The following is a 22,349-nucleotide window of genomic DNA, read 5'->3' on the forward strand; positions in this document are numbered from 1 at the left end:
CCCCCCCCCCCTGCCACTGGCGGGCCTCCTCGGCGGTGACCAGGCCGTCGTCGGCGCCGCGCAGGGAGCAGATCGGCACGGCCAGCGGGACGTCGGTACTCGGTACGTAGCTCTCGTGCATCTCGCAGTCGGCCTGCAGGACGGGGAGGATCAGCTCGCGCATCTCCGGGTGGTCCAGGGCCTCGTGCCGGAACCCCGCGAACTCCTCGACCCTGGCGAGGAACTCCTCGTCCGGGAGCCCCGCCGCGCGCCGCTCGCGCTGGGTCCACGGGCCGGGCGAGCCGCTGACGACCAGCCGCTCGACCCGCACGCCGCGCTCGGCCAGCAGGTGGGCCAGCTCGTAGGCGAGGACGGCGCCCAGGCTGTGCCCGAACAGGACGGTCCGCGCCCCTTCGCCGAGGTCGGCGACGACCTCGTCGATCACGCCCTTGGCGGCTTCCTGGACGTTGCGGTACGGCTCCTCCAGGATCCGCCGCTCCCGGCCCGGCAGCTCCACCGAGGTGACGCGCCAGCGCCCGGCGGCCAGTTCCCGCCAGGGGTGGAAGAAGGAGGGTCCCGCTCCCGCGAACGGCACGCACAGCAGTGTGGTCTGCGTCATCGCGACCAGCTCCGATCATCGGTTCCTTGGTTCGGCCGGCTCGTCACGCCAGGTCCGCCAGCTTGCGGTTCAGTACCTCGAAGACCTCGGACACGGGTCCGGGGAGGTTCATCTCGTGGTGGGTGGCCGCCACGTCGTGCTCCTCGATGGTGCCCAGGACGTAGGGGCGCCAGAGGTGGGCGTACATCTCGTCCTTGAGCGTGGCGTGGAAGAAGACGATGTCGCCGTTGTAGACGGGGGATTCCCAATCCATCATCAGGTTGGTGTTGTTGGCGAGGACCTTCGACATGTTGTCCAGGAACTCCTGCTGGTTCCCGGTGCCGATGTACTGGCCGAAGAAGTCCTCGAGCTCGTCGCGGTAGTCCTCCACCGTCTTGTTGCGGTGGATGTCGGACCAGCCCTGGCCGCCCGGCTGGGAGTCCAGGACGGCCGTGAGGGCGATCTCGTGGCCGCGCCGGTCGAGGCCGGCGGCGACGGCCTGGACGAGGGTGCCGCCGTAGGACCAGCCGACCAGGTTGAAGGGGCCCTCGGGCTGGATCGCCAGCATCTCCTCGATGAAGTGGTCGACCATCTCGTCGATGGACTCCACGAGCGGGGCCCGGCCGTCGGCGCCGCGGGACTGCAGGGCGTAGGCCTGGCGGCCCTGCACGTGCGTGACGAAGCTGAAGTAGGCCCAGCCCAGGCCGCCTCCGCCGTGGAAGAACCACAGGGGCTTCTTGCCCGTGCCCGGGTCGCTGTTCAGCGGCAGGACGACGCCGAACGGGTCGGCGACCTCGTCGGGAACGGCTCCGGCGAGCAGCAGGGCGGCGAGCTCGGCCACCGTGGGGAACTTGATGATCGTCCTCAGCGGGAGCTCGACGTCGAAGTCCTTGCGGATGCGGACGCTGAGCCGGGTGGCCAGCAGGGAGTGGCCGCCGAGGGCGAAGAAGTCGTCGTCGACGCCGACGTGCTCCCGGTCGAGCAGCTCGCGGAAGACGGCGGCCAGCCTCTCCTCGTGGGAGTTGCGCGGCGCCCCGCCGGCCGGGGCGGTGGTGTGCTCCGCGGGCAGGGCCTGCCGGTCGAGCTTGCCGTTGGGGGTCAGCGGGATCTCGGCGAGGGGGATCAGCGCGGAGGGCACCATGTAGTCGGGGAGGCGTCCGCGCAGGTGCTCGGTCAGCTCGGGGAGGAGCGCGTCCGGATCGGCGGCGTCCGCGGCGGGGACCACGTAGCCGACGATGCTCCTGTCCCCCTGCCGGTTCTCGCGGACCACGACCGCCGCCCGCGAGACGGCGGGGTGTCCGGCGAGGACGTGCTCGATCTCGCCGAGTTCGATGCGGAAGCCGCGGACCTTCACCTGGTGGTCGGTGCGGGCCAGGTACTCCAGGGCGCCCGTCTTGTTCCACCGCACCAGGTCGCCGGTGCGGTACATGCGGGCGCCGGCGGGACCGAACGGGCAGGGCACGAAGCGTTCCGCGGTCAGGTCCGGACGGTCCTGGTAGCCGCGCGCGAGTCCGTCTCCGGCGATGTACAGCTCGCCCTGGACCCCGCGCGGGACGGGGCGCAGCCGGGCGTCGAGCACGTACACCTGGGTGTTGCCGATCGGGGTGCCGATGGAGACGCCCGCGCCCGCCTTGAGGGGGGCGGTGGTGGACCAGGTGGTGGTCTCGGAGGGGCCGTACCAGTTGCCGGCCTCGGCGGCCTGTTCGGCGAGGGTCTCGGCGAGGCGGACGGGGACGGCCTCGGCGCCGGTGATGATGCGCAGGCCGCGGGCGGCGTCCGGTTCGTGGGCGAGCAGCATCTGCCAGAAGCCGGGGGTGGCCTGGACGACGGTGACCGCGTGGCGGCGCAGCAGGGCCGTCATGGCCGACGGGTCGGTGACGGTCTCCTTCTTCGCCAGGACCATGGTGGCGCCGCAGACGAACGGCAGGTACAGCTCGGTGTTGGCCATGTCGAAGGAGACGGTCGTGCTGAACAGCATCCGGTCGGCGGCGGTCATGGGGAACCGGCGCCGGGCCGCGGCCAGGAAGTTGGCGACCGCGCCGCGCGGGATGGTGACGCCCTTGGGGGTGCCCGTGGAGCCCGAGGTGTAGATGACGTACTGGGTGTTGTCGGGGTGGACGCTCACCTCGGGCGGGGTGTCCGGGCAGTGCTCCCAGTCGGCGGCGGCCAGGGTGTCGGCGTCGAGGACGAGGGCCGGCCTGGCCTGGTCGAGGACGAAGTCGATGCGGGAGCGCGGGTGGTCGGGGTCGACGGGGATGTAGGCGCCGCCGGCCTTGAGCACGGCGAGCAGGGCCACCGGCAGGTTCGCCGTCCGGGGCAGGAGGACGGCGACCAGCGACTCGGCGCGCACCCCGCGGCCGACGAGCCAGTGCGCCAGCCGGTTGGAGCGGGCCTCGAGCTCGCGGTAGGTGAGGGTCTCCTCCTCGGCGATCAGGGCGGGGGCGTCGGGGGCGGCCTCGGCCTGCCGGCGCAGGGCCTCGGCCAGGCCGCCGTCGAGGGTGGGTTCGGCGGTGTCGTTGACCTCGGTCAGCAGCAGTTCCCGTTCGCCCTCGACCAGGACGTCGACCTCGCTGATCCGCATCTGCGGGTCGGCGGCGAGCTGCCGCAGGACGCGGGCGTAGCGGGCGGCCATGTCCTCGACGGTGTCCCGGTCGAAGAGGTGGGTGGCGTAGGAGATGTCGCCGCGCAGGGCACCGGTCTCGTCGGTGGTCATGCTGAAGAACACGTCGACCTGGGTGGTCGCGAGGAGGGCCTGGCGGTACTCGACGTCGAGGCCGTCGAGTTCGAGGGACCACTTCTCGGTGTTCTGCCAGCCGCACATCACCTGGAAGAACGGCCGGTAGGCGGCGGAGCGGTCGGGGTTGAGCTGTTCGACCAGCACCTCGAAGGGGACGTCCTGGTTCTCGTAGGCGGCCAGCGCCTTGTCGCGGACCTGGGCGAGGAGGGCGGCGAAGGTGGGGTCGCCGGAGAGGTCCATGCGGATGACCAGGTTGTTGACGAAGCAGCCGATGAGGTCGTTCAGCGCCTCGTCGGTGCGGCCGGCGATGGGGGTGCCGACGGGGATGTCCTCGCCGCCGCCGAGCTTGCCGAGCAGGACGCCGAGGGCGGCCTGCATCACCATCGACATGGTGAGTCCGCGTCCGTCGGCGAGCTTCTGGAGTCCGGCCATGACCTCGGCGGCCACGGGGATGGGGACGGCGTCGCCGTCCGTGCCGCCCTCGACGGAGCGGGGGCGGTCCAGGGGGAGGTCGAGGGGCTGCGGCACGCCCTCCAGTTCGCGGCGCCAGTAGGCGACCTGCTGCGCGCCCAGGCTCTCGGGGTCGGCGAGGTCGCCGAGGACCTCGCGCTGCCACATGGTGAAGTCCTTGTACTGGACGGGCAGCGGCTCCCAGCCGGGCGCCCGGCCGGCCCGGCGCGCGTTGTAGGCCGCGGCCAGGTCCCGGGCCAGGGGGGCGCCGGAGCTGCCGTCGGAGGCGATGTGGTGGATGACGAGGACCAGGACGTGCTCCTCGGGTCCGGAGCGCAGCAGGCGGGCCCGCAGGGGGATCTCCGTCTCCAGGTCGAACCAGTGCGCGACGGTCTCGTCGACGGCGGCGGACACGCCCTCGGGCGGCACGTCGGTCACCGGCACCGACACCTGCGCCAGCGCCTCCTCCAGCGGGAGGATCACCTGGTACGGCTCTCCGTCCTCGTCCGTCCGGTAGACGGTGCGCAGGATCTCGTGCCGGTCGACCAGGTCGCCGAGGGCCGCGAGGAGGGCCTCCTGGTCCAGCCGTCCGGTCAGCCGGAACGCCGAGGAGATGTTCCAGGTCTCCGCACCCTCCAGCTGGTGCAGGAACCATGTGCGTCGTTGCACGAAGGACAGCGGGATCATTGCTTCACTCCTCATACGAACATCCGGCGCAGGCCGGGGCGGCGCGCGGTGGCCGATTCCGCCAGCCACGGTGCGAGCGCGGCCACGGTCGGCAGGTCGAAGATCTTGCGGATGGGTATCTCCAGCCCCAGCTCGGCACGGGCGCGGCTGATCAGCCGGGTGGCGAGCAGGGAGTGCCCGCCGAGCTCGAAGAAGCCGTCGTCGATGCCGACCCGTTCCAGACCGAGCACCTCGGCGAACAGCGCGGCCAGGGCCTCCTCGCGGGCGTTGCGGGGCGCGCGGTAGGGGGCGCCGGTGAACTCCGGCTCGGGGAGTGCGGCCCGGTCCAGCTTGCCGTTGGGCATCAGCGGCAGCCGGTCCAGGAGCACGAAGGCGGACGGCACCATGAACTCGGGCAGCCGTTCGGCGGTGGACCGGCGCAGTTCCTCGGCGGTCAGGCCGTCCGCCGGGACGGCGTACGCGACGAGCTGCTGTGCGCCGCCGGGGCCGGGCCGGGCGATGACGGCGGCCTGGGCGACGGCGGGGTGCGCGGTGAGCGCCGCCTCGACCTCGCCGGGCTCGACGCGGAAGCCGCGCACCTTGACCTGGGCGTCGCCGCGGCCCGCGTACTCCAGCTGGTCCGCGTCGTTCCAGCGGGCCAGGTCGCCGGTGCGGTACATGCGGGCGCCGGGCGGGCCGAACGGGTCGGCCACGAAGCGGTCGGCCGTCAGGTCGGCGCGGCCCTGGTAGCCGCGGCCCAGGCTGCCGCCGACGTACAGTTCGCCGGTCACGCCCTGGGGTACCGGTGCCAGGTCGGGGCCCAGGACGTAGGCGCGCATGCCCCCGAGGGGGGTGCCGACGGGGGCGCTGCCGGAGCGGCCGGCGGCCTGGGCGGGGACGGTGAAGGCGGTGGCGTAGAACGACTCGCTCTGCCCGTAGGCGTTGACGACCCGTACGCCGGGGAAGGCGCCGCGGACCTTCTCGGCCAGTGCGGAGGGCAGGGCCTCGCCGGCGAAGACGACCGTCTCCACCTCGGTGCGGCCGGCGATGGCGTCGAGGATCTCGGCGAAGGCGGAGGGGACGGTGGAGACGACCGCGCCGCTCCAGCCGTCCGTCCGCTCGCCCAGCACCAGGACGTCCCGGACCAGTTCGACGACTCCGCCTGCGGCGAGGGTGGTGAAGATCTCGAACACCGAGACGTCGAAGTTGACGGAGGTGCCCGCGAGGAGCCGCTTGCCGGGCTGCATGCCCACGACGGGGGCGAGTTGGCGCACGCCGCCCACGATGTTGGCGTGGGTGATGGCGACGCCCTTGGGCTTTCCGGAGGAGCCGGAGGTGTACATCACGTACGCCAGCTGGTCCGGGTGGACCCGGGGCGCCGGGGCGGCGCCTTCGTCCCCGGCCTGGCCGAGCCGGTCGAGGAGGAGGTCCGGGGCCTCGTGCGGCGGCAGCGCCGCGGCCGTCGCGGAGTCCGTCAGGACCAGGTGCGGCCGGGCCTCGGCGAGGATGGCCGCCAGGCGGTGGCTGGGGTAGCGGGGGTCGGCCGGCAGGTAGGCGCCGCCCGCCTTGAGGATCGCGAGCAGGGCGACGACCAGCTCCGCCGACCGGGGAAGCGCCAGCGCGACCAGCGATTCCGGGCCCACCCCTCGGGCGGTCAGGACCCGGGCCAGGGCGTCGGCGCGGGTGTCGAGCTCGCGGTAGGTGAGGGTCTCGCCCTCGGTGACCAGGGCGGTCTCGTCCGGGGTCCGGGCGGCCTGCGCCTCGACCAGGCCGGGGACGGTGGTGTCCGGGGCGGGGACGGCCGTGTCGTTGAGGCCGGTGAGCAGCCGTTCGCGTTCGGCGGGGTCCAGGACCTCCAGCCGGCCGGCCGGCAGCCCGGGGTCGGCCGCCAGCTGCCGCAGGACGCGCACGAGGCGGGCCGCGATCACCTCCACCGCGTCCCGGGCGAAGACTCCCGGCGCGTACTGGAAGATCAGCTGCAGGTGTCCGTCGACGGCCGCCATCAGGGCCAGGGGGTAGTTGGTGGCGGTGGCCGGGCGCAGCCCGGTGAAGGCGATCCCGTCGGCGGCGGCGCTCGCGGCGGCCAGGCCCTCCCGGTCGACGGGGTAGGACTCGAAGACGAACAGCGTGTCGAAGAGGGACTGCCGGCCGAGGGCCTGCTGGATCTCGGTGAGCCCGAGGTGGTGGTGTTCCAGCAGGGCGGCCTGGCGGTCCTGGAGCCGGGTGAGGATCTCGGCGAGGGTGTCGCCGGGCGCGTACGCCACGCGTACGGGAAGGGTGTTGATGAACATCCCGACCATGGCGTCCACGTCGGTCACGGCGGGCGGGCGTCCGGAGACGGTGGCGCCGAACACCACGTCCCGGCGGCCGGTGAGCCGGCCGAGGAGCAGCGCCCAGGCGCCCTGGACCAGGGTGTTGACGGTGACGCCCAGCTCGGCGGCGCGGGCCGCGAGGGCGCGCGCCTCCGCGGCCGGGAGGTCCACGTCGAGCTGTGCGACGCCCTGGTCGCCGATGCCCTCGGAGCCGGGGGCGAGCAGGGTCGGCTCCTCGGCCCCGTCGAGCTCGGCCGTCCACGCCCGGAGGGACTCCTCGGTGTCCTGCCGGGCGCGCCAGGACAGGAAGGCGTCGAAGCCGGGGGCCGGGGGCAGGGCCGCGCCGTCGCCGCGGGCGCCGTAGAGCAGCAGCAGGTCCCGCATGAGCAGGGGGGTGGACCAGCCGTCGAACAGGACGTGGTGGGAGGTCATCACGAGTTCGGCGCGGCCGGGTTCCGTCACGACGAGGGAGAGCCGGAACAGGGGCGGGGTGTCCAGGTCGAAGTGGGCGGCCCGGTCCTCGGTGAGGAAGCGCTCGAACTCCTCGGTCCGTGCCGCCCCGTCGGCCCCGGTCAGGTCGAGGTGCTGCCAGGGCAGGGTCACCCCGTCGGCCGGGACGACCTGGACGAGGTCGCCGTCGGCCCGGGCCGCGTAGGCGGCGCGCAGGCCGGGGTGGCGTTCCAGCAGGGCCTGTCCGGCCCGGCGCATGCGGTCCGGGTCGACCTCGCCGGAGAGGTGGAACACCAGCTGGTTGTGGTAGGGGTCGAAGGAGGTGCCGGCGAGCTGCGTGTGGAACAGCATCCCGGACTGGGTCGGGGTGGCCGGCCAGATCCCGGTGAGCCGTCCGTACCGGGCCTCCCAGGTGTCGATCTCCTCCTGTGTCACGCCGGCCAGGGGTGCGTCGGAGGGGGTCAGCCCGCCGGCGCCGGGGGTGGCGGCGTGCCGGGCCAGGGCGGTCAGCGCCCGGACCCAGAGCAGGGCCAGTTCGGTCACCTCGTCGCGGGAGAGGACCCCGGCGGGGAAGGCGAAGGCGGCGGTCAGTTCCTCGCCTCCGGCGCCGGGGACGGCCGCGGCCTCGATCTCCAGGGCCTGCGGCCGCGCCAGGTCCGCGTCCGCCGCGGCGCCCGGGTCCCGGTGGGCGGGGTCCACGGCCCAGCCCAGGCCGCGGAGGTCCTCGGGCAGCAGCTCCGCGCCGGGGGTCCGGGCGAGGTAGGCGAACCCGATGCGCGGTGCGGCGGGGGCGTCGGGGGCGTGCGGGCCGGCGGCGTGGCCGGCCGCCGCCCGCACCTGTTCCTTGACGGCCTTGAGGGCCCGGCCGGCGGCCGGGCCGCCGGCGAAGGCGTCCGCGAGGTCGAGGCCGGCCAGGTCCAGCAGGGCGGGGAACTCGGGGGTGAGCCATCCGACCGTGCGGGACAGGTCGGCGCCGGGCACCAGGTGTGCGGCCCGGTCCTGCCCCTCCAGCCGGACCGGCGCGGGCGCCGCCGGCAGACCGCGCGCCTCGCGCCACCGGGCCAGGGCCAGGGCGAGGGCGGTGACCGGGCCGGTCTCGGCGCCGGTGCGGAACTGGGCGGGCAGCCGGTCCAGCAGCACCGCCGTGACCTCGGCCGGTACCCGCACCCGGACCGTGCCGGCGGTGGCGGGGCCGTGCACCGGGTCGGTCCCGGGGGCTCCGAAGAGGGGTTCCTTCCCGTAGGGGGCCGGCTGCGGGGACGGGGCGGCCGCCGTCTCGGCCAGGGCGTGGGCCCACCTGCGGTAGGAGGTGCCCGTGCGGGGCAGGGCCGGGGTGCGGCCCTCGCGCACCTGCTGCCAGGCGCGGACCAGGTCCGCGACGAGGATCCGCCAGGACTCCGGGTCCACGGCCAGCCGGTGCGCGACGACCAGCAGCCGGTCGCCGCCCGGCGCGGCGGTGAGCCGGACGAACTGCGCCATGACGCCCGCGTCGGGGTCGAGGCGGGCGGCGGCGGCTTCGAGTGCGGCGCGGACGGCGTCCTCGCCGGTGTCTCCGCCGGTGTCTCCGCCGGTGTTCGCGCCGTTGGCCTCCCGCAGCAGTGCGCGCGCGTCCAGGCTGCCGGGCTCCTCGATGACCAGGCCCGGTTCGGCCCGGTCGAGCCGGGCGCGCAGCACGTCGTGCCGGTCGAGGACGGCCTGTACCGCGGCGGCGAGTTCCTCGTGGGTGACGCCCTCGGGCAGGGTGAGCACCGTGGAGGTCCACGGCCGGCCGAGGGGGCCGCCGTGGGCGAGGAGCCGGTGGGCCTGCGGGGGCAGCGGGGCCCGGCCGGTGCCGCCGCCGGGCAGTTCGGGCAGGGCGGGGCCCTCCTCCTCCCGTGCGTCCACCAGTTCCACGAGCCGGGCGACGGTGCGGTGTTCGAAGATCTCGCGAACGGTGATCACCGTGCCGCGGGCCTTGGCCCGGGCGACGACCTGGATGGAGCGGATGCTGTCCCCGCCGAGGGCGAAGTAGTCGTCGTCGATGCCGACCCGTTCCAGGCCGAGGACTTCGGCGAAGAGCGCGCAGAGGGTCTCCTCGCGCGCGTTGCGCGGCGCCCGGCCGGTGGAGACCTGCGCGTAGTCCGGTACGGGAAGTGCCCGCCGGTTCAGCTTCCCGTTCGGGGTGAGCGGGATCCGCGAGAGCGGCACGATCGCGGTGGGCACCATGTAGTCGGGGAGGCGTCCGCGCAGGTATTCGGGGAGCCGGGCCATCAGCGGGCCGACCGACGTGGCGAGCGAGGGGTCGTTCGCCCGGATCCGCCCGCCCGCGCCGCCGGGGGCGGCGGCGAAGGCGCCCGTGACGATCCGGGTGCCGGGCAGCGGGGCGGGCAGCAGGACCAGGTCGAAGCGGCGGGCGTCCGCACCGGACCAGGTGACCACCGCGTCCCGGCCGTGCTCGCGGACCGCGCGGCGCAGTTCCTCCGGGTCGGCGGGCTCGGCGGCCGGCGCGGGCGCCGGGTCGAGGACGCCCGCCGTGACGGCGGCGGCGGACTCCTCGGCGAGGCGCGCGTTGGGGATCCCGGTCACCCGGACGGGGCCCGTCCGGTCGACCGCCAGGGCCAGTTCGGCGAGGTCGGAGCGCTGCCCCTGCCAGGGCACGGCCGGTATCCCGGCCAGGTCGAGCGCGTCGGCGGGCTCCTTGTGCAGGACGACCTCGTAGCGGTGCCGGGTCAGCTCGTTGTGCGCGTCCGCCGCCTTGAGCCGGATGTCGACGCCGACGGGGCGGCCCTGCGCCCATTCGGTGAACCATTCGGGGGCGACGACCAGTTCCCGTTCCGCGAACAGGGCCTTCTCGACCAGGCTGCGCAGTTCCTCGGGCGCCGCGTACGGGTGGGCCGCGCGCTGGGTCGCGGTGAGCAGGATCCGCAGGGTCGCGGCGTTGCGGACGTCGCCGACGATGATCCGGCCGCCGGGCGCGAGCAGGTCCACGGCCTCGCTCAGCACCCGGTCGAGGTAGCCGGCGCTCGGGAAGTACTGCACCACCGAGTTGAGGACGATCGTGTCGAACGTGCCCCGGGGCAGCCCGGAGACGTCGTCCGCGGGCTGGGCGCTCAGCCGGACCCGGTCGCCGTGCCCGGCCTGTGCGGCCTGCCGGCGGACGCGGTCGACGACGGTGGCGGAGATGTCGGTGCCCCAGTACTCCTCGACCTCGCCGACGATCTTCGCGAGCAGCAGTCCGGAGCCGACGCCGATCTCCAGCACCCGGCGGGGCGCGTACCGCAGCACCTGTGCGACGGCCGCGTCCTGCCATTCCCGCATCTGTTCGCGCGGGATGGGCTCGCCGTCGTAGGAGGAGGTCCACAGTTCGAAGTCCTCGCCGAGCGCCTCCTCGGCGGAGCCGGCGTAGGTCTCGTCGTAGACCTGGCGCCATTCGTCGACCTGGTCTTCGGCGTCGGCCGCGGCGCCTTCGGGGTCGGGGACCACGTAGCCGACGAGGCGCTTGTCGTCCTCCCGGTCCTCGCGGACCACGACGACGGCCTGGGCCACGCCGGGGTGCCCGGCCAGCACGTTCTCGATCTCGCCGAGCTCGATGCGGAAGCCGCGGACCTTCACCTGGAAGTCGGTCCGCCCGACGTACTCCAGTCGGCCGTCGGCGGACCAGCGCACCAGGTCTCCGGTGCGGTACATGCGGGCGCCGGCGGGGCCGAAGGGGCAGGCCGTGAACCGTTCGGAGGTCAGCCCGGGGCGGCCCTGGTAGCCGCGGGCCAGGCCGTCGCCGGCGATGTACAGCTCGCCCTGGACCCCGCGCGGGACCGGGTCGAGCCGGGCGTCCAGCACGTACACCTGCGTGTTGCCGATCGGCGCGCCGATGGCCACGCCCCGGCCGGCCTCGACGGGCGCCAGGGTGGACCAGATGGTGGTCTCGGTGGGGCCGTAGACGTTGAACACCTCGGCGGCGGTGGCGGCCAGGGTCTCAGCCAGCCGGGCGGGGAGGGCCTCGCCGCCGGTCAGGAGGCGCAGGCCCTTCGCGGCGTCCGGCTCGTGCTGGAGCAGCATCTGCCAGAACGCCGGGGTCGCCTGGGCCACGGTGACCTCGTGGCGGCGGAGTACGGCCGCGACCTCGGACGGGTCGGAAAGGGTGTCCTTGCCCGCGAGGACGACGGCCGCGCCGTGGACCAGCGGGAGGTACAGCTCCAGTGCCGCGATGTCGAAGGAGACCGTGGTGACGGCGAGCCACCGGTCGGCGGGTGACAGCGGGACCGTGCGGCCCATGGTGGCCAGGAAATTGTCCAGCGCGCCGCGCGGGACGCTGACTCCCTTGGGCTTGCCGGTGGAGCCCGAGGTGTAGATGACGTACGCGGTGTTGCCGGCCGAGACGCGGGGGGCGGGTACGGGGCCGGGGTGGCCGGCGGCGTCCTGGGCCCCGGCCAGCGTCGCGGCGTCGAGGACGAGGGCCGGGCGGGAGTCGGCGAGGATGTAGTCGATCCGGGATTCGGGGTGGTCCGGGTCGATGGGGACGTAGGCCGCGCCGGCCCTGAGGACGGCCAGCAGGGCGACCACGAGTCCGGCCGAGCGGGGCAGGCGGACGGCGACCAGGGATTCGGGGCCCACCCCGCGTCCGGTCAGCCAGTGCGCCAGCCGGCCGGCCCGCGCGTCGAGTTCGGCGTAGGTCAGCGACTCGTCCTCGGCGATGACGGCGAGGGCGTCGGGGGCCTCGCGGGCCTGCCGGGCCACGGCCTCGACCAGTCCGGGCTCCAGGGTGGGCCCGGCGGTGTCGTTGGCGGTGTCCAGCAGCCAGGCGCGCTCCTGCGCGTCGAGGACGTCGAGGTCGGCGAGGCGCAGGGCGGGGTCGGCGACGGCCTGCCGCAGGATGCGGACGAACCGGTCGACGACGGCGACGGCCGTGCTGTGGTCGAAGAGCTCCGCCGCGTACTCCAGGCGGCCGTGGGCGCGGCCGGTGGCGTCCGGGACGATGTTGAAGAACAGGTCGAACTTGGCGGTGTCGGTGCCGAGGGCGACCGGGGTGACCCGCAGGCCGGGCATCTCGATCTCCGGCCAGACGAACTGCCAGGCCAGCATCACCTGGAACAGCGGCTGGTAGGAGGTGGAGCGGTCCAGGCCGATCAGTTCCACCAGCCGTTCGAAGGGGACGTCCTGGTTGTCGTACGCGGCGAGGGCCTTGTCCCGGGCCTGTTCCAGCAGGCCGGCGAAGGTCGGGTTCCCCGACAGGTCGGCGCGCAGCACCCAGGTGTTGACGAAGAACCCGATCAGGTCGCCGAGGGCTTCCTCGGTGCGCCCCTCGATGGGGCTGCCGATCGTGACGTCCTCGCCGCCGCCCAGCTTCTGCAGCAGGACGGCGAGGGCGGCCTGGGCGGCCATGGGGGCGGTGGCCCCGTGCTCGGCGGCCAGTTTCCCGAGGCGGGTGACGAGTTCGGGTTCCAGCTCGAAGGAGACGTGTCCGCCGCGGTGGCTGGCCACCGCCGGGCGGGGCCGGTCCAGCGGCAGGTTCACCGGCTGCGGCACGTCGGCCAGTTCGCGGCGCCAGTGCTCCAGCTGCGCCGCGGCGATGCTCTGCGGGTCGGCCTCGTCGCCCAGCAGCTGCTGCTGCCACAGCGTGTAGTCCTTGTACTGGACGGGGAGCGGCTCCCAGTCCGGCCCCTTCCCGGCGTGGCGGGCCGCGTAGGCCTCCATGAGGTCGCGCAGGAACGGTCCCATCGAGGCGCCGTCCGCCGCGATGTGGTGGAAGACGAACGCCAGGACGTGCTCCTGCGGGGCGATCCGGAAGACGGTCGCCCGCAGGGGCAGCTCGGTGTCCAGGTCGAAGGCCTCGGCGACGGCGTCGCGCAGCGCCCCGTCCACCGCGTCCGCGGCCACGTCGGTCACCCGCAGCCGGGGGTCCGCCTCCTCGGGCGGGAGGATCCGCTGCTCGGGCGTCCCGTCCGCGTCCTCGGCGATGAGGGTGCGCAGGCTCTCGTGCCGGGTGACGACGTCGCGCACCGCGGCGGCCAGGGCGGCCGTGTCCAGCGGCCCGTCCAGGCGGAGCACGAACGGGATGTTGTAGGTCGCGGACGGGCCCTCCAGGCGGTGGAGGAACCACATCCGGCGTTGCGCGAAGGACAGGGGGATCATCGGGCCTGCTCCGATACGGTCATCTGGCCCAGCCGGGGGCGCAGCTGGGGGCGGTTCGAGGTCGGCCCGGAGAGTTCCGCGATCTGCTCCGCCAGGCGGGCGACGGTCGGGTTGCGGAAGACGGTCGTGACCTTCACGTCGACGTCGAGGGCGTTGCGGATGCGGCCGGTGAGCCGGGTGGCCAGCAGCGAGTGCCCGCCGTGGTCGAAGAAGTCGACGTCGATGCCGACCTCCTCCACGCCCAGCAGCTCGGCGAAGAGCCGGCAGAGGACTTCCTCGGTGGGGTTGCGCGGCCCGCGTCCGGGCTCGGCCCGGGCGGGGAGGTCGGGCGCGGGCAGTGCCTTGCGGTCGAGCTTGCCGCTGGGGGTGGAGGGGAGTGCGGCGAGCGGGACGACGACCGAGGGGACCATGTACTCGGGGAGGTGCTCGCGGGCCAGGTCGGTCAGGGCCGCCGGGTCGAGCCGCTCCGGGGTCCGGCCGGCCGCCGGGACGGCGTAGACGACCAGGCGCTGGTCGCCGGGGCGGTCCTCGCGGACCAGGGCGACGGCGTTCTCCACGTCGGGGTGGGCGGCGATCACCTGCTCGATCTCGCCGAGTTCGATGCGGAAGCCGCGGAGCTTGACCTGGAAGTCGGAGCGGCCGATGTACTCGACCTGGCCGTCGGCGTTCCAGCGCACGACGTCGCCGGTGCGGTACATCCGGCCGCCGGACTCGCCGAACGGGCAGGCGACGAACCGGTCCGCGGTGAGGGCGGTCTGGCCGAGGTAGCCGCGGGCGAGTCCGGTGCCGGCCAGGTACAGCTCGCCGGGGACGCCGGGGGCGACCGGGCGCAGCGCCGCGTCGAGCACGTACACCCGGGTGTTCCACACCGGCGCGCCGATCGGTACCCGGTCCGCGCCGGGTACGTGCCGGTACGCGGTGACCTCGACGGAGGCCTCGGTGGGCCCGTAGAGGTTGTGGACGCCGAGGCCGGGCAGGAGGCCGGCGACCTTGTTGGCCAGGGCGGGCGGGAAGGCCTCGCCGGCGACCTCGATCCAGCGCAGGCTCTCGCAGTCCTTGGCGGCGGGCTCGGCCGCGAAGGCCTCCAGCAGGGAGGGCACGAAGTCGGCGCCGGTGACGCCTTCGCGCCGGATCAGTTCGGCGAGGTACGCCGGGTCGCGGCGCCCGTCTGGGCGGGCGATGACCACGGCCGCGCCGGTCTGGAGCGGGGCGAAGATCTCGGGCACCGAGACGTCGAAGCTCGCGGTGGTGCTGAGCAGGACGCGGTCCTCGGGGGTGACGTCGAAGTGGGACAGGCCCCACTTGAGGCGGTTCATGATGGCCCGGTGGGCGACCTGGACGCCCTTGGGGCGGCCGGTGGAGCCGGAGGTGAAGATGACGTACGCGGCGTGGTCCGGGGAGAGCGCGCGTACCGGGTCGGTGTCCGGGTGGCCGGAGACGTCGGGGAGGTCGGCGTCGAGGACGAGCAGCGGCCGCGCGCTCTCCAGGACGAGCCGTACCCGGTCCTCGGGGAGTTCGGTGTCGACGGGCACGTAGGCGGCGCCGGCCTTCACCACGGCGTAGATGGCCACCATGAGGTCCACGGAGCGGGGCACCTTGACGGCGACGAGCCGCTCGGGTCCCGCGCCCTGCTCGACGAGCCAGTGCGCGAGCCGGTTGGCGCGGCGGTTGAACTCGGCGTAGGTCAGGGTCTCGTGCTCGCCGATCAGCGCCGTCCGGTCGGGCGTGCGCCGCACCTGGGCCTCGAAGGCGCCGGGCAGGGTGTCGGGCGCCACGGGGTGCGCGGTGTCGTTGACCCGTTCGGTCAGCAGGTGCCGTTCGTCCGCCGACAGCACCTCGACGGAGCCGACGGGGGTCTTCGGGTCTTCGAGGAACCGCTCCAGGACCCGGACGAGCCGGGCGGCGACGGCCTCGGCCGCCTCCCGTTCGAAGAGGGTGGTCTGGTAGTCGAGGGAGAGGCGCAGGTAGGGGTCGGAGGAGTTGAGGGTGAGGGGGTAGTGCGAGCCGGCGAAGGGGCGGATGGCGTCGATGGTGAAGCCCGCCGACTCGTTGGCCTCGACGATGCCCTCGCGGTCGATGGGGTAGTTCTCGAAGACGACGATCGTGTCGAACAGCGAGGGCAGGCCGACGCCGCGCTGGATGTCGGCGAGGCCGTAGTAGTGGTGGTCGAGGAGGGAGATCTGCCGGTCCTGGAGGCCGGTGACGACCTGCGCCAGGGTGTCGCCGGGCCGGCAGCGCACCCGGGTCGGGAGGGTGTTGATGAACAGGCCGACCATCTCGTCCGAGCCGGCCAGGTCCGCGGGGCGGCCGTTGACGGCCGCGCCGAACACCACGTCGTGCTGCCCGGTGAGCTTCGAGAGCAGCACGGCCCACGCGCCCTGGAGGAGGGTGTTGAGGGTGACTCCGAGTTCGGCGGCGCGGCGGGCGAGTTCCCGGCCCTGGTCGATGGAGAACGGGACCTCGACGCGGCCGAGGGCGGTGGCCTCGCCCTCGGCGGTGCGGTCGCCGGCCACGAGGGTGGGCTGCTCGAAGCCGTCGAGCTCCTCCTTCCAGCGGGCGGCCGAGGCCTCCCGGTCCTGCCGGGACAGCCAGGCCAGGTAGTCGCCGTAGCCGCGGACGGCGGGGAGTTCCTCGTCTCCGGCGTACAGCCGGACGAGGTCCTTGATGACCAGGGGCGAGGACCAGCCGTCGAACAGGGTGTGGTGCGCGGTCACGATGAGCTTGGACCGCTCGGGCCCGCAGGTGAGCAGGGCCAGACGGAAGAGCGGCGGCCGGGTGGGGTCGAGCTGGTCGGCCCGGTCGTCGGCGAGGGCCCGGTCGAGGGCCGCGTCCTGCTCGGCCGCGGTGCGCCCGGTCAGGTCGAGGTGGCGCCAGGGCACGTCGACGTGTTCGGCGACGACCTGGACGGGGTCCCCTCCGGCGGCGGCGAGGAACGCGGAGCGCAGGTTGGGGTAGCGGTCGAGGAGCGCCTGTCCGGCCGCCCGCATCCGGGCGGGGTCCACGGGTCCGGACAGGTGCAGCACGAACTGCATGTGGTAGACGTCGAAGGTGCCGTCGGCGAGGGCCGCCTGGAACTGGATGCCGGACTGGCCGGGGGCCTGCGGCCAGACCTGGACGAGGCGGCCGTAGCGCTCCTCCCACTCCTCGATCTCGCGCTGCTCCACGGTGACCAGGGGGGCGTCGGAGGGGGTGAGGCCGCCGGTGTCGGGGCGGGCCGCGTGGGCGGCGAAGCCGTGCAGCACCTCCACCCACAGGTCGGCGAGTTCGGCGGTGCGCTCGCGGGACAGCACGCCGGTGGGGAACATGAAGACGGTCTGGAGCCGGGCGCCCTCGTCGGTGTCGGTGACGACCGAGTTGACCTCGAGCGCGGACAGCACGGGCAGGTCCGGGTCGGGCATCGGGATCAGCTCGGAGGACCAGTCGGACGGGGCCCAGCCCTGGCCGCGCAGGTGCTCGGGCACGTCGGAGCCGGAGATCCGGCCGAGGTAGTTGAAGCCGATCTGCGGGGCGGGGTACTCCTCCAGCCGGTCCGCGGTCTCCGGGTTCAGCCAGCGCAGCAGCCCGAAGCCGAGGCCCTTGCCGGGGACCGCGCGCAGCTGCTCCTTGACCCGCTTGACGGCCGTGCCGGCCGCGGGGCCGCCGGCCAGCACCTCGGCCAGGTCCACGCCGGCCACGTCGACCTGCGCCGGGTACATGCTGGTGAACCAGCCGACGGTGCGCGAGAGGTCGGCGCCGGGGACGGCGTCCTCCTCGCGGCCGTGGCCCTCCAGCCGGACCAGGGTGGAGCGCGCGTCGCCGCGCCAGCGGTTCACGGCGAGGGCGAGGGCGGCGAGCAGCACGTCGGTGCCGGTGGCCCGGAACGCGGCGGGGAGGCGGGTCAGGACCGCCTCGGTGACCTCCGCGGGCAGCTGCACCCGTACGGTGTCGAGGGTGGCCATGGTGTCCACGGCCGGGTCGAACGCCCGCTCGCCCAGCGGGAGGTTGGCGGACTCCAGTACGTCGCGCCAGTGGTCGAGCTCCTCCTCCCGCTCCGGGGTGATCGCCTCGGACTCCAGGGCCGCCGCCCAGCGGCGGGCGGAGGTGCCGACGGCGGGCAGTGCGGGCGTCCGGCCGGAGCGGACCTGCTGCCAGGCCTCGGCGAGGTCCGACACGAGGATGCGCCAGGAGACCCCGTCGACCACGAGGTGGTGCAGGACCAGGAGGAGCCGGCCCGGGCCGGAGTCCGGGGTGAACCAGACGAGGTCCGCCATGGTCCCGGCCGCCGGGTCGAGCCGGCCGGCCGCGGCGTCCAGTTCGGCCTTCGCCGCCTCCAGCGCCGCGGGGTCGTCCCAGCCGCCGGTGACGGGCACCCGCCGGATCAGGTCCGCCGCCCGGACGGTGCCTTCGGGGGCCACGACGAGGGCGGGTGTGTCCGCGTCGCGCACGAGCCGGGAGCGCAGGAGGTCGTGCCGGTCGAGCACGGCGTCGAGGGTGGCGGCGAGCCCGGCCTCGTCGATGCCCTCCGGGAGGTCCAGTACGAGCGACATGGCGAAACGGTTCAGCCCGCCGCCGTGCTCGAACACGTGCCGCGCCACCGGCTGCAGCGGCAGCGTGCCGACGCCGCCGCCGTCCAGTTCCGCGAGGACCGGTGCCCGGTCGCGGCGGTCGGCGGCGGCCTCGGCGAGCCGGGCCGCCGTACGGCATTCGAAGATCTCCCGCGTGGTGACCTCCAGGCCCCGGGCCCGGGCCCGGGCCACGACCTGGATCGAGCGCAGGCTGTCGCCGCCGACGGCGAAGAAGTCGTCGTCGATGCCGACCCGGTCGACGCCGAGCACGTCGGCGTAGGCCGCGGCGATGATCTTCTCGGCTTCGGTGCGCGGCTCCCGGTAGGCCCCGCCCGCGAACTCCGGTTCGGGCAGCGCCGAGCGGTCCAGCTTGCCGGTCGGACCGAGCGGGAGCCGGCCGACGGCCACGAAGGCCGAGGGCACCATGTAGTCGGGCAGCCGGGCCGCGGTGAACTTGCGCAGTTCGGCGGCCGAGGCGCCGGCCTGCACGTCCACGTCGCCGATGCCGCCCGCCCCGTCGTCGCCGACGGCGCCCTCACCGGTGTGCACCACGTACGCGACGAGCCGCTTCCCGCCGGCGGGCACCTCACGGGCGATGACCACGGCCTCGCTGATGCCGGGGTGCGCGGTGAGGGCCGCCTCGACCTCGGCGGTCTCGATGCGGAAGCCGCGCACCTTCACCTGGCCGTCGCCGCGGCCGACGCACTCCAGCCGGCCGTGCGCGTCCCAGCGCGCGAGGTCGCCCGTGCGGTACATCCGCTCGCCCGGGGTGCCGAAGGGGCTGGCCACGAACCGCTCGGCGGTCAGCCCCGGGCGGCCGTGGTAGCCGCGGCCGAGGCAGGTGCCGACCACGTACAGCTCGCCGACCACGCCCTGCGGCACCGGGGCGAGTCCCGGGCCCAGCACGTACGCGCGCATGTTGCCCAGCGGGGTGCCGATGGGCGCGACGTCGCCCCCGGCCCACTCCTCGGACGCGCCGAGGGAGTACGCGGTGGCGTAGAAGCTCTCGCTCTGCCCGTAGGAGTTGACGATCTGCGCGCCGGGCAGGGCCTCGCGCACCTGGCGCACCAGCCGGGCGGGGAGCACGTCGCCCGCGAGGACGACGCTGCGCACGCCGGGCGCCTTGGGCAGGTGGCCCACCAGTTCCCCGAGCACCGAGGGGACCCCGCTGAGGACGTGTCCGTCCCAGCTCTCCCGCTCGGCGAGGACCAGTGCGTTCTCGACCAGTTCGGCGGTGCCGCCGGTGGAGAGGGTGGTCAGCAGCTCGAAGACCGAGACGTCGAAGTTGACGGAGGTGCCGGAGAGCATCTTCCAGCCGGGCGGCGCGTCGAGGGTGCGCACCAGTTCCCGTACGCCGTTGACGACGCCGCGGTGGGTGATCGCCGCCCCCTTCGGCTTGCCGGTGGAGCCGGAGGTGTACATCACGTACGCCAGGTTGTCCGGCGCGGGCCGCCGCGCCCCGTCCGGCGCCGTCCCGTCGGCCTCCCAGGCGGCGCGGTCGTCGACGTTGACGACCGGGACCTCGTGCTCCGGCAGCTCGCGGGCGGTCGCCGTGTCGGTCAGGACGAAGCGCGGGCGGGCCTCGGAGAGCACCGTCCCCGCCCGTCCGGCGAGGTACTGCGGGTCCAGCGGGACGTACCCGGCGCCGGACTTGAGGATGCCGAGCAGGCCCACGACGAGTTCCTCGGTGCGCGGCAGCGCCAGCACCACGAGGTCCTCCGGCCCGGCCCCGCGCCGGTTCAGCTCCCGCGCGAGGGCCTCGGCCCGGTCGTCGAGCTCCCGGTAGGTCAGCGTCCGGCCGTCGCACACCAGGGCCGGGGCGTCGGGAGTCCGCGCGGCCTGCTCCTCGAACAGCTCCGGGACGGTCAGCGCGGGCAGCTCGGTGGCGGTGTCGTTGAACCGGCCGAGCAGGCGGTCCCGTTCGGTGTCGTCGAGCACGTCGACGGCCCCGACGGTGCGGTCCGAGTCGGCCACCAGGGCGTCGAGCACGCGCACGAACCGGGTCGCGAGGGTTTCGACGGTGTCCCGGTCGAACAGGTCGGTGGCGTACTCCAGGCGGACGCCCGCCCCGCCGGAGGCGTCCGGGATCATGTTGAAGAACAGGTCGAACTTGGCGGTGCCGGTCTCCAGCGTCTCCGGCTCGGCTTCGAGGCCGGGGAACTCCAGCTCCCCCAGCGGCTCCTGCCAGGCGAGCATCACCTGGAAGAAGGGGTGGTAGGCGATGGACCGGTCCGGGTTGAGCAGTTCCACCAGCCGCTCGAAGGGGATGTCCTGGTTGTCGTAGGCGGCCAGCGCCCGGTCGCGCACCCGCCGCAGCAGCTCGCGGAAGGTGGGGTTGCCGGAGAGGTCGACGCGCAGCACCCAGGTGTTGACGAAGAAGCCGACGAGGTCGCGCAGTTCCTCGTCGGTGCGGCCGGCGATGGGTGCGCCGATGGGGATGTCGTCCCCGCAGCCGAGGTGGTGCAGGAGCACGGCGAGCGCCGAGTGCATGACCATGGACACGGTCAGGTCCTGCTCGGCGGCCAGTTCCTCCACGGCGGCCAGCAGTCCGGGCCCGATCGGGAAACGGACCAGGCCGCCGTCGGGGCTGGTGCGCTGGGGGCGCGGGCGGTCCGTCGGCAGGGCCAGGGGCTGCGCCATGCCGTCCAGGGCCCCGCGCCAGTAGGCGAGCTGTCCGGCGGCCAGGCTGTCGGGGTCGGACTCGTCGCCGAGCACGTCCTGCTGCCACAGCGTGTAGTCCGCGTACTGGACGGGGAGCGGCTCCCACGCCGGGGCCGCTCCCTCCTTGCGGGCCGCGTACGCCTCGGTGAGGTCGCGCAGCAGCGGTCCGAGCGACTCCCCGTCGAGGGCGATGTGGTGGACGACGAGCACGAGGGTGTGCTCGCGGGGGCCGGTCCGCAGGAGGGTGGCGCGGATCGGGGTGTCGGCGGCCAGGTCGAAGGTCTCCTTGGCCGCCCGGTCGACGGCCGCCGCCCGCTCCCGCGGTGCGACGTCGACGGCCGGCAGGCTGACCGGCCGCTCCCCGGACGCCAGGACCCGCTGGTGCGGGATCCCGTCGTCGCCCTCGGCGATCACCGTGCGGAGGACCTCGTGCCGGTCGACGACGTCGCGGAGCGCCGCTTCGAGGGCGCCCGCGTCCAGCTCACCGGTCAGCCGCAGGGCAAACGCGCCGTTGTAGGTCGGGGAAGGGCCTTCGAACCGGTCCACGAACCACAGCCGGCGCTGCGCGAACGACAACGGGATCATTGTGTCTCCAAATTCGGCGAACCAGGGAGCAGGTCGAGCAGGTCGGTCGTCGCTCAGCTCTGGTCGAGCAGGGTCAAGAGTTCTTCGTTGTAGAAGTCGTCGATCGAGATCGCCCCGGACAGGGTGGAGAAGTACCGGTCGATGTGCTCCTGGTGGCCGACGAGCCTGCGCAGCATGTCCGTGCGCCCCTCGGGCTTGAGTTCGGCCACGTTGAGGGCGCCCTGGTACTGGCTGTGCGCCTCGTTGCCCAGCTCGTTCTCGTAGCGGCGCAGGGCGGAGCGGAGCGGAGCGTCCTCGTGCAGGCGGTCCCCGATGAGGTCGGTGAGGGACTGGGCCTGGACGAAGGCCTCGGTGATCCCGCGGGCGGTGATGGAGTCCTTGTGGTTGACCGCGTCGCCGACCAGCACCCAGCCGGGCCCGTAGGCCTTGCGGAAGAAGTTCTCCTGGTGGCCGGTGCCGTACATCTGCTCCTCGCGGCTGCCGCCGCGCATCCGCTCGTACAGGTCGGGGGCGGTGCTGCGGACGGCTTCGAGGTAGGCGGGCTCGACGTCCTTGCGGACCTGGTTGTAGTCGGCCTGCGGGAAGTACGTCATGATCAGCTTGAGGTCGTCGTTGGTGGGGACGGCGGCGACCCAGCGCCCCGGCCGCTCGTACAGCTCGAAGCTGGAGGGCACGCCGGACCAGTAGCTGTAGTAGACGCAGGTGGCCCGGGGGTGCTCGATGACGTACGGGGCGCCGGCCTTGCGGGCCACGAGCGAGCGCATCCCGTCCGCGCCGACGACCAGACGGGCCCGGGCGGTGGCCTCGGCGCCGCCGGGGGTGGTGTAGCGCACGCCGCTGACCCGGTCCTCCTCCCACAGCAGGTCGCCCACCGCGCAGCCCTCCCGGAACTCCACTCCGGCCTCGACGGCTCCGGCCGCGAGGATCGGGTCGAGGACGTAGCGCCGGGGCGCGTAGGTGGTGGTCAGGCCGTCCATCGGGAGGGAGAAGCCGTCGATGCGGACGCCGGGGCCCTCGTAGCGCTCGTGGGTGATGGGCGTCGCGCCCGATTCGCGGATCCGGTCGAGCAGTCCCCACCGGTTCAGGAGGGCCACGCCCTGCATGTGGATGTAGTGCGAGGAGAGGGTGTCCTGCGGGAAGCGGGCCTTCTCCAGGAGGAGGACGCGGTAGCCGCGCCGGGCGAAGAGCATGGCCGTCGGCGCGCCCGCGCAGCGGGCCCCGATGACGATGACGTCGTAGTCGTCCATGGTCGCTGCCCC

5 protein-coding genes are annotated in these 22,349 nt (G+C 74.2%); all 5 read right to left on the reverse strand.

What is annotated here, in order from left to right; all coding sequences use genetic code 11:
• Positions 1–598, reverse strand: a 598-nt coding sequence (locus tag VR44_RS04740) for a thioesterase II family protein (RefSeq protein WP_045946082.1), incomplete at its 3' end; no start/stop codon positions are given.
• Between the two features lie 43 nt (positions 599–641).
• The gene (locus VR44_RS04745) at positions 642–4,451 is read right to left on the reverse strand and encodes a non-ribosomal peptide synthetase (RefSeq protein WP_045946083.1); all 3,810 of its coding nucleotides are present in this window, start codon (positions 4,449–4,451) and stop codon (positions 642–644) included.
• An 11-nt stretch (positions 4,452–4,462) separates the two neighbouring features.
• The gene (locus VR44_RS46840) at positions 4,463–13,300 is read right to left on the reverse strand and encodes a non-ribosomal peptide synthetase (RefSeq protein ID WP_045946084.1); all 8,838 of its coding nucleotides are present in this window, start codon (positions 13,298–13,300) and stop codon (positions 4,463–4,465) included.
• Positions 13,297–21,090: a non-ribosomal peptide synthetase gene (locus VR44_RS04755; protein ID WP_045946085.1), complete on the reverse strand. Its 7,794-nt coding sequence runs from the start codon at positions 21,088–21,090 to the stop codon at positions 13,297–13,299. Before VR44_RS04755 ends, VR44_RS46840 begins: the two co-directional genes overlap by 4 nt.
• A 53-nt stretch (positions 21,091–21,143) precedes the next feature.
• Positions 21,144–22,337, reverse strand: coding sequence for an NAD(P)/FAD-dependent oxidoreductase (locus VR44_RS04760; RefSeq protein WP_045946086.1), 1,194 nt, complete (start codon positions 22,335–22,337; stop codon positions 21,144–21,146).
• Positions 22,338–22,349: the final 12 nt, after the last annotated feature.

It is taken from the genome of Streptomyces katrae, from assembly GCF_000966975.1.
In the GTDB taxonomy this organism is placed as follows: domain Bacteria; phylum Actinomycetota; class Actinomycetes; order Streptomycetales; family Streptomycetaceae; genus Streptomyces; species Streptomyces katrae.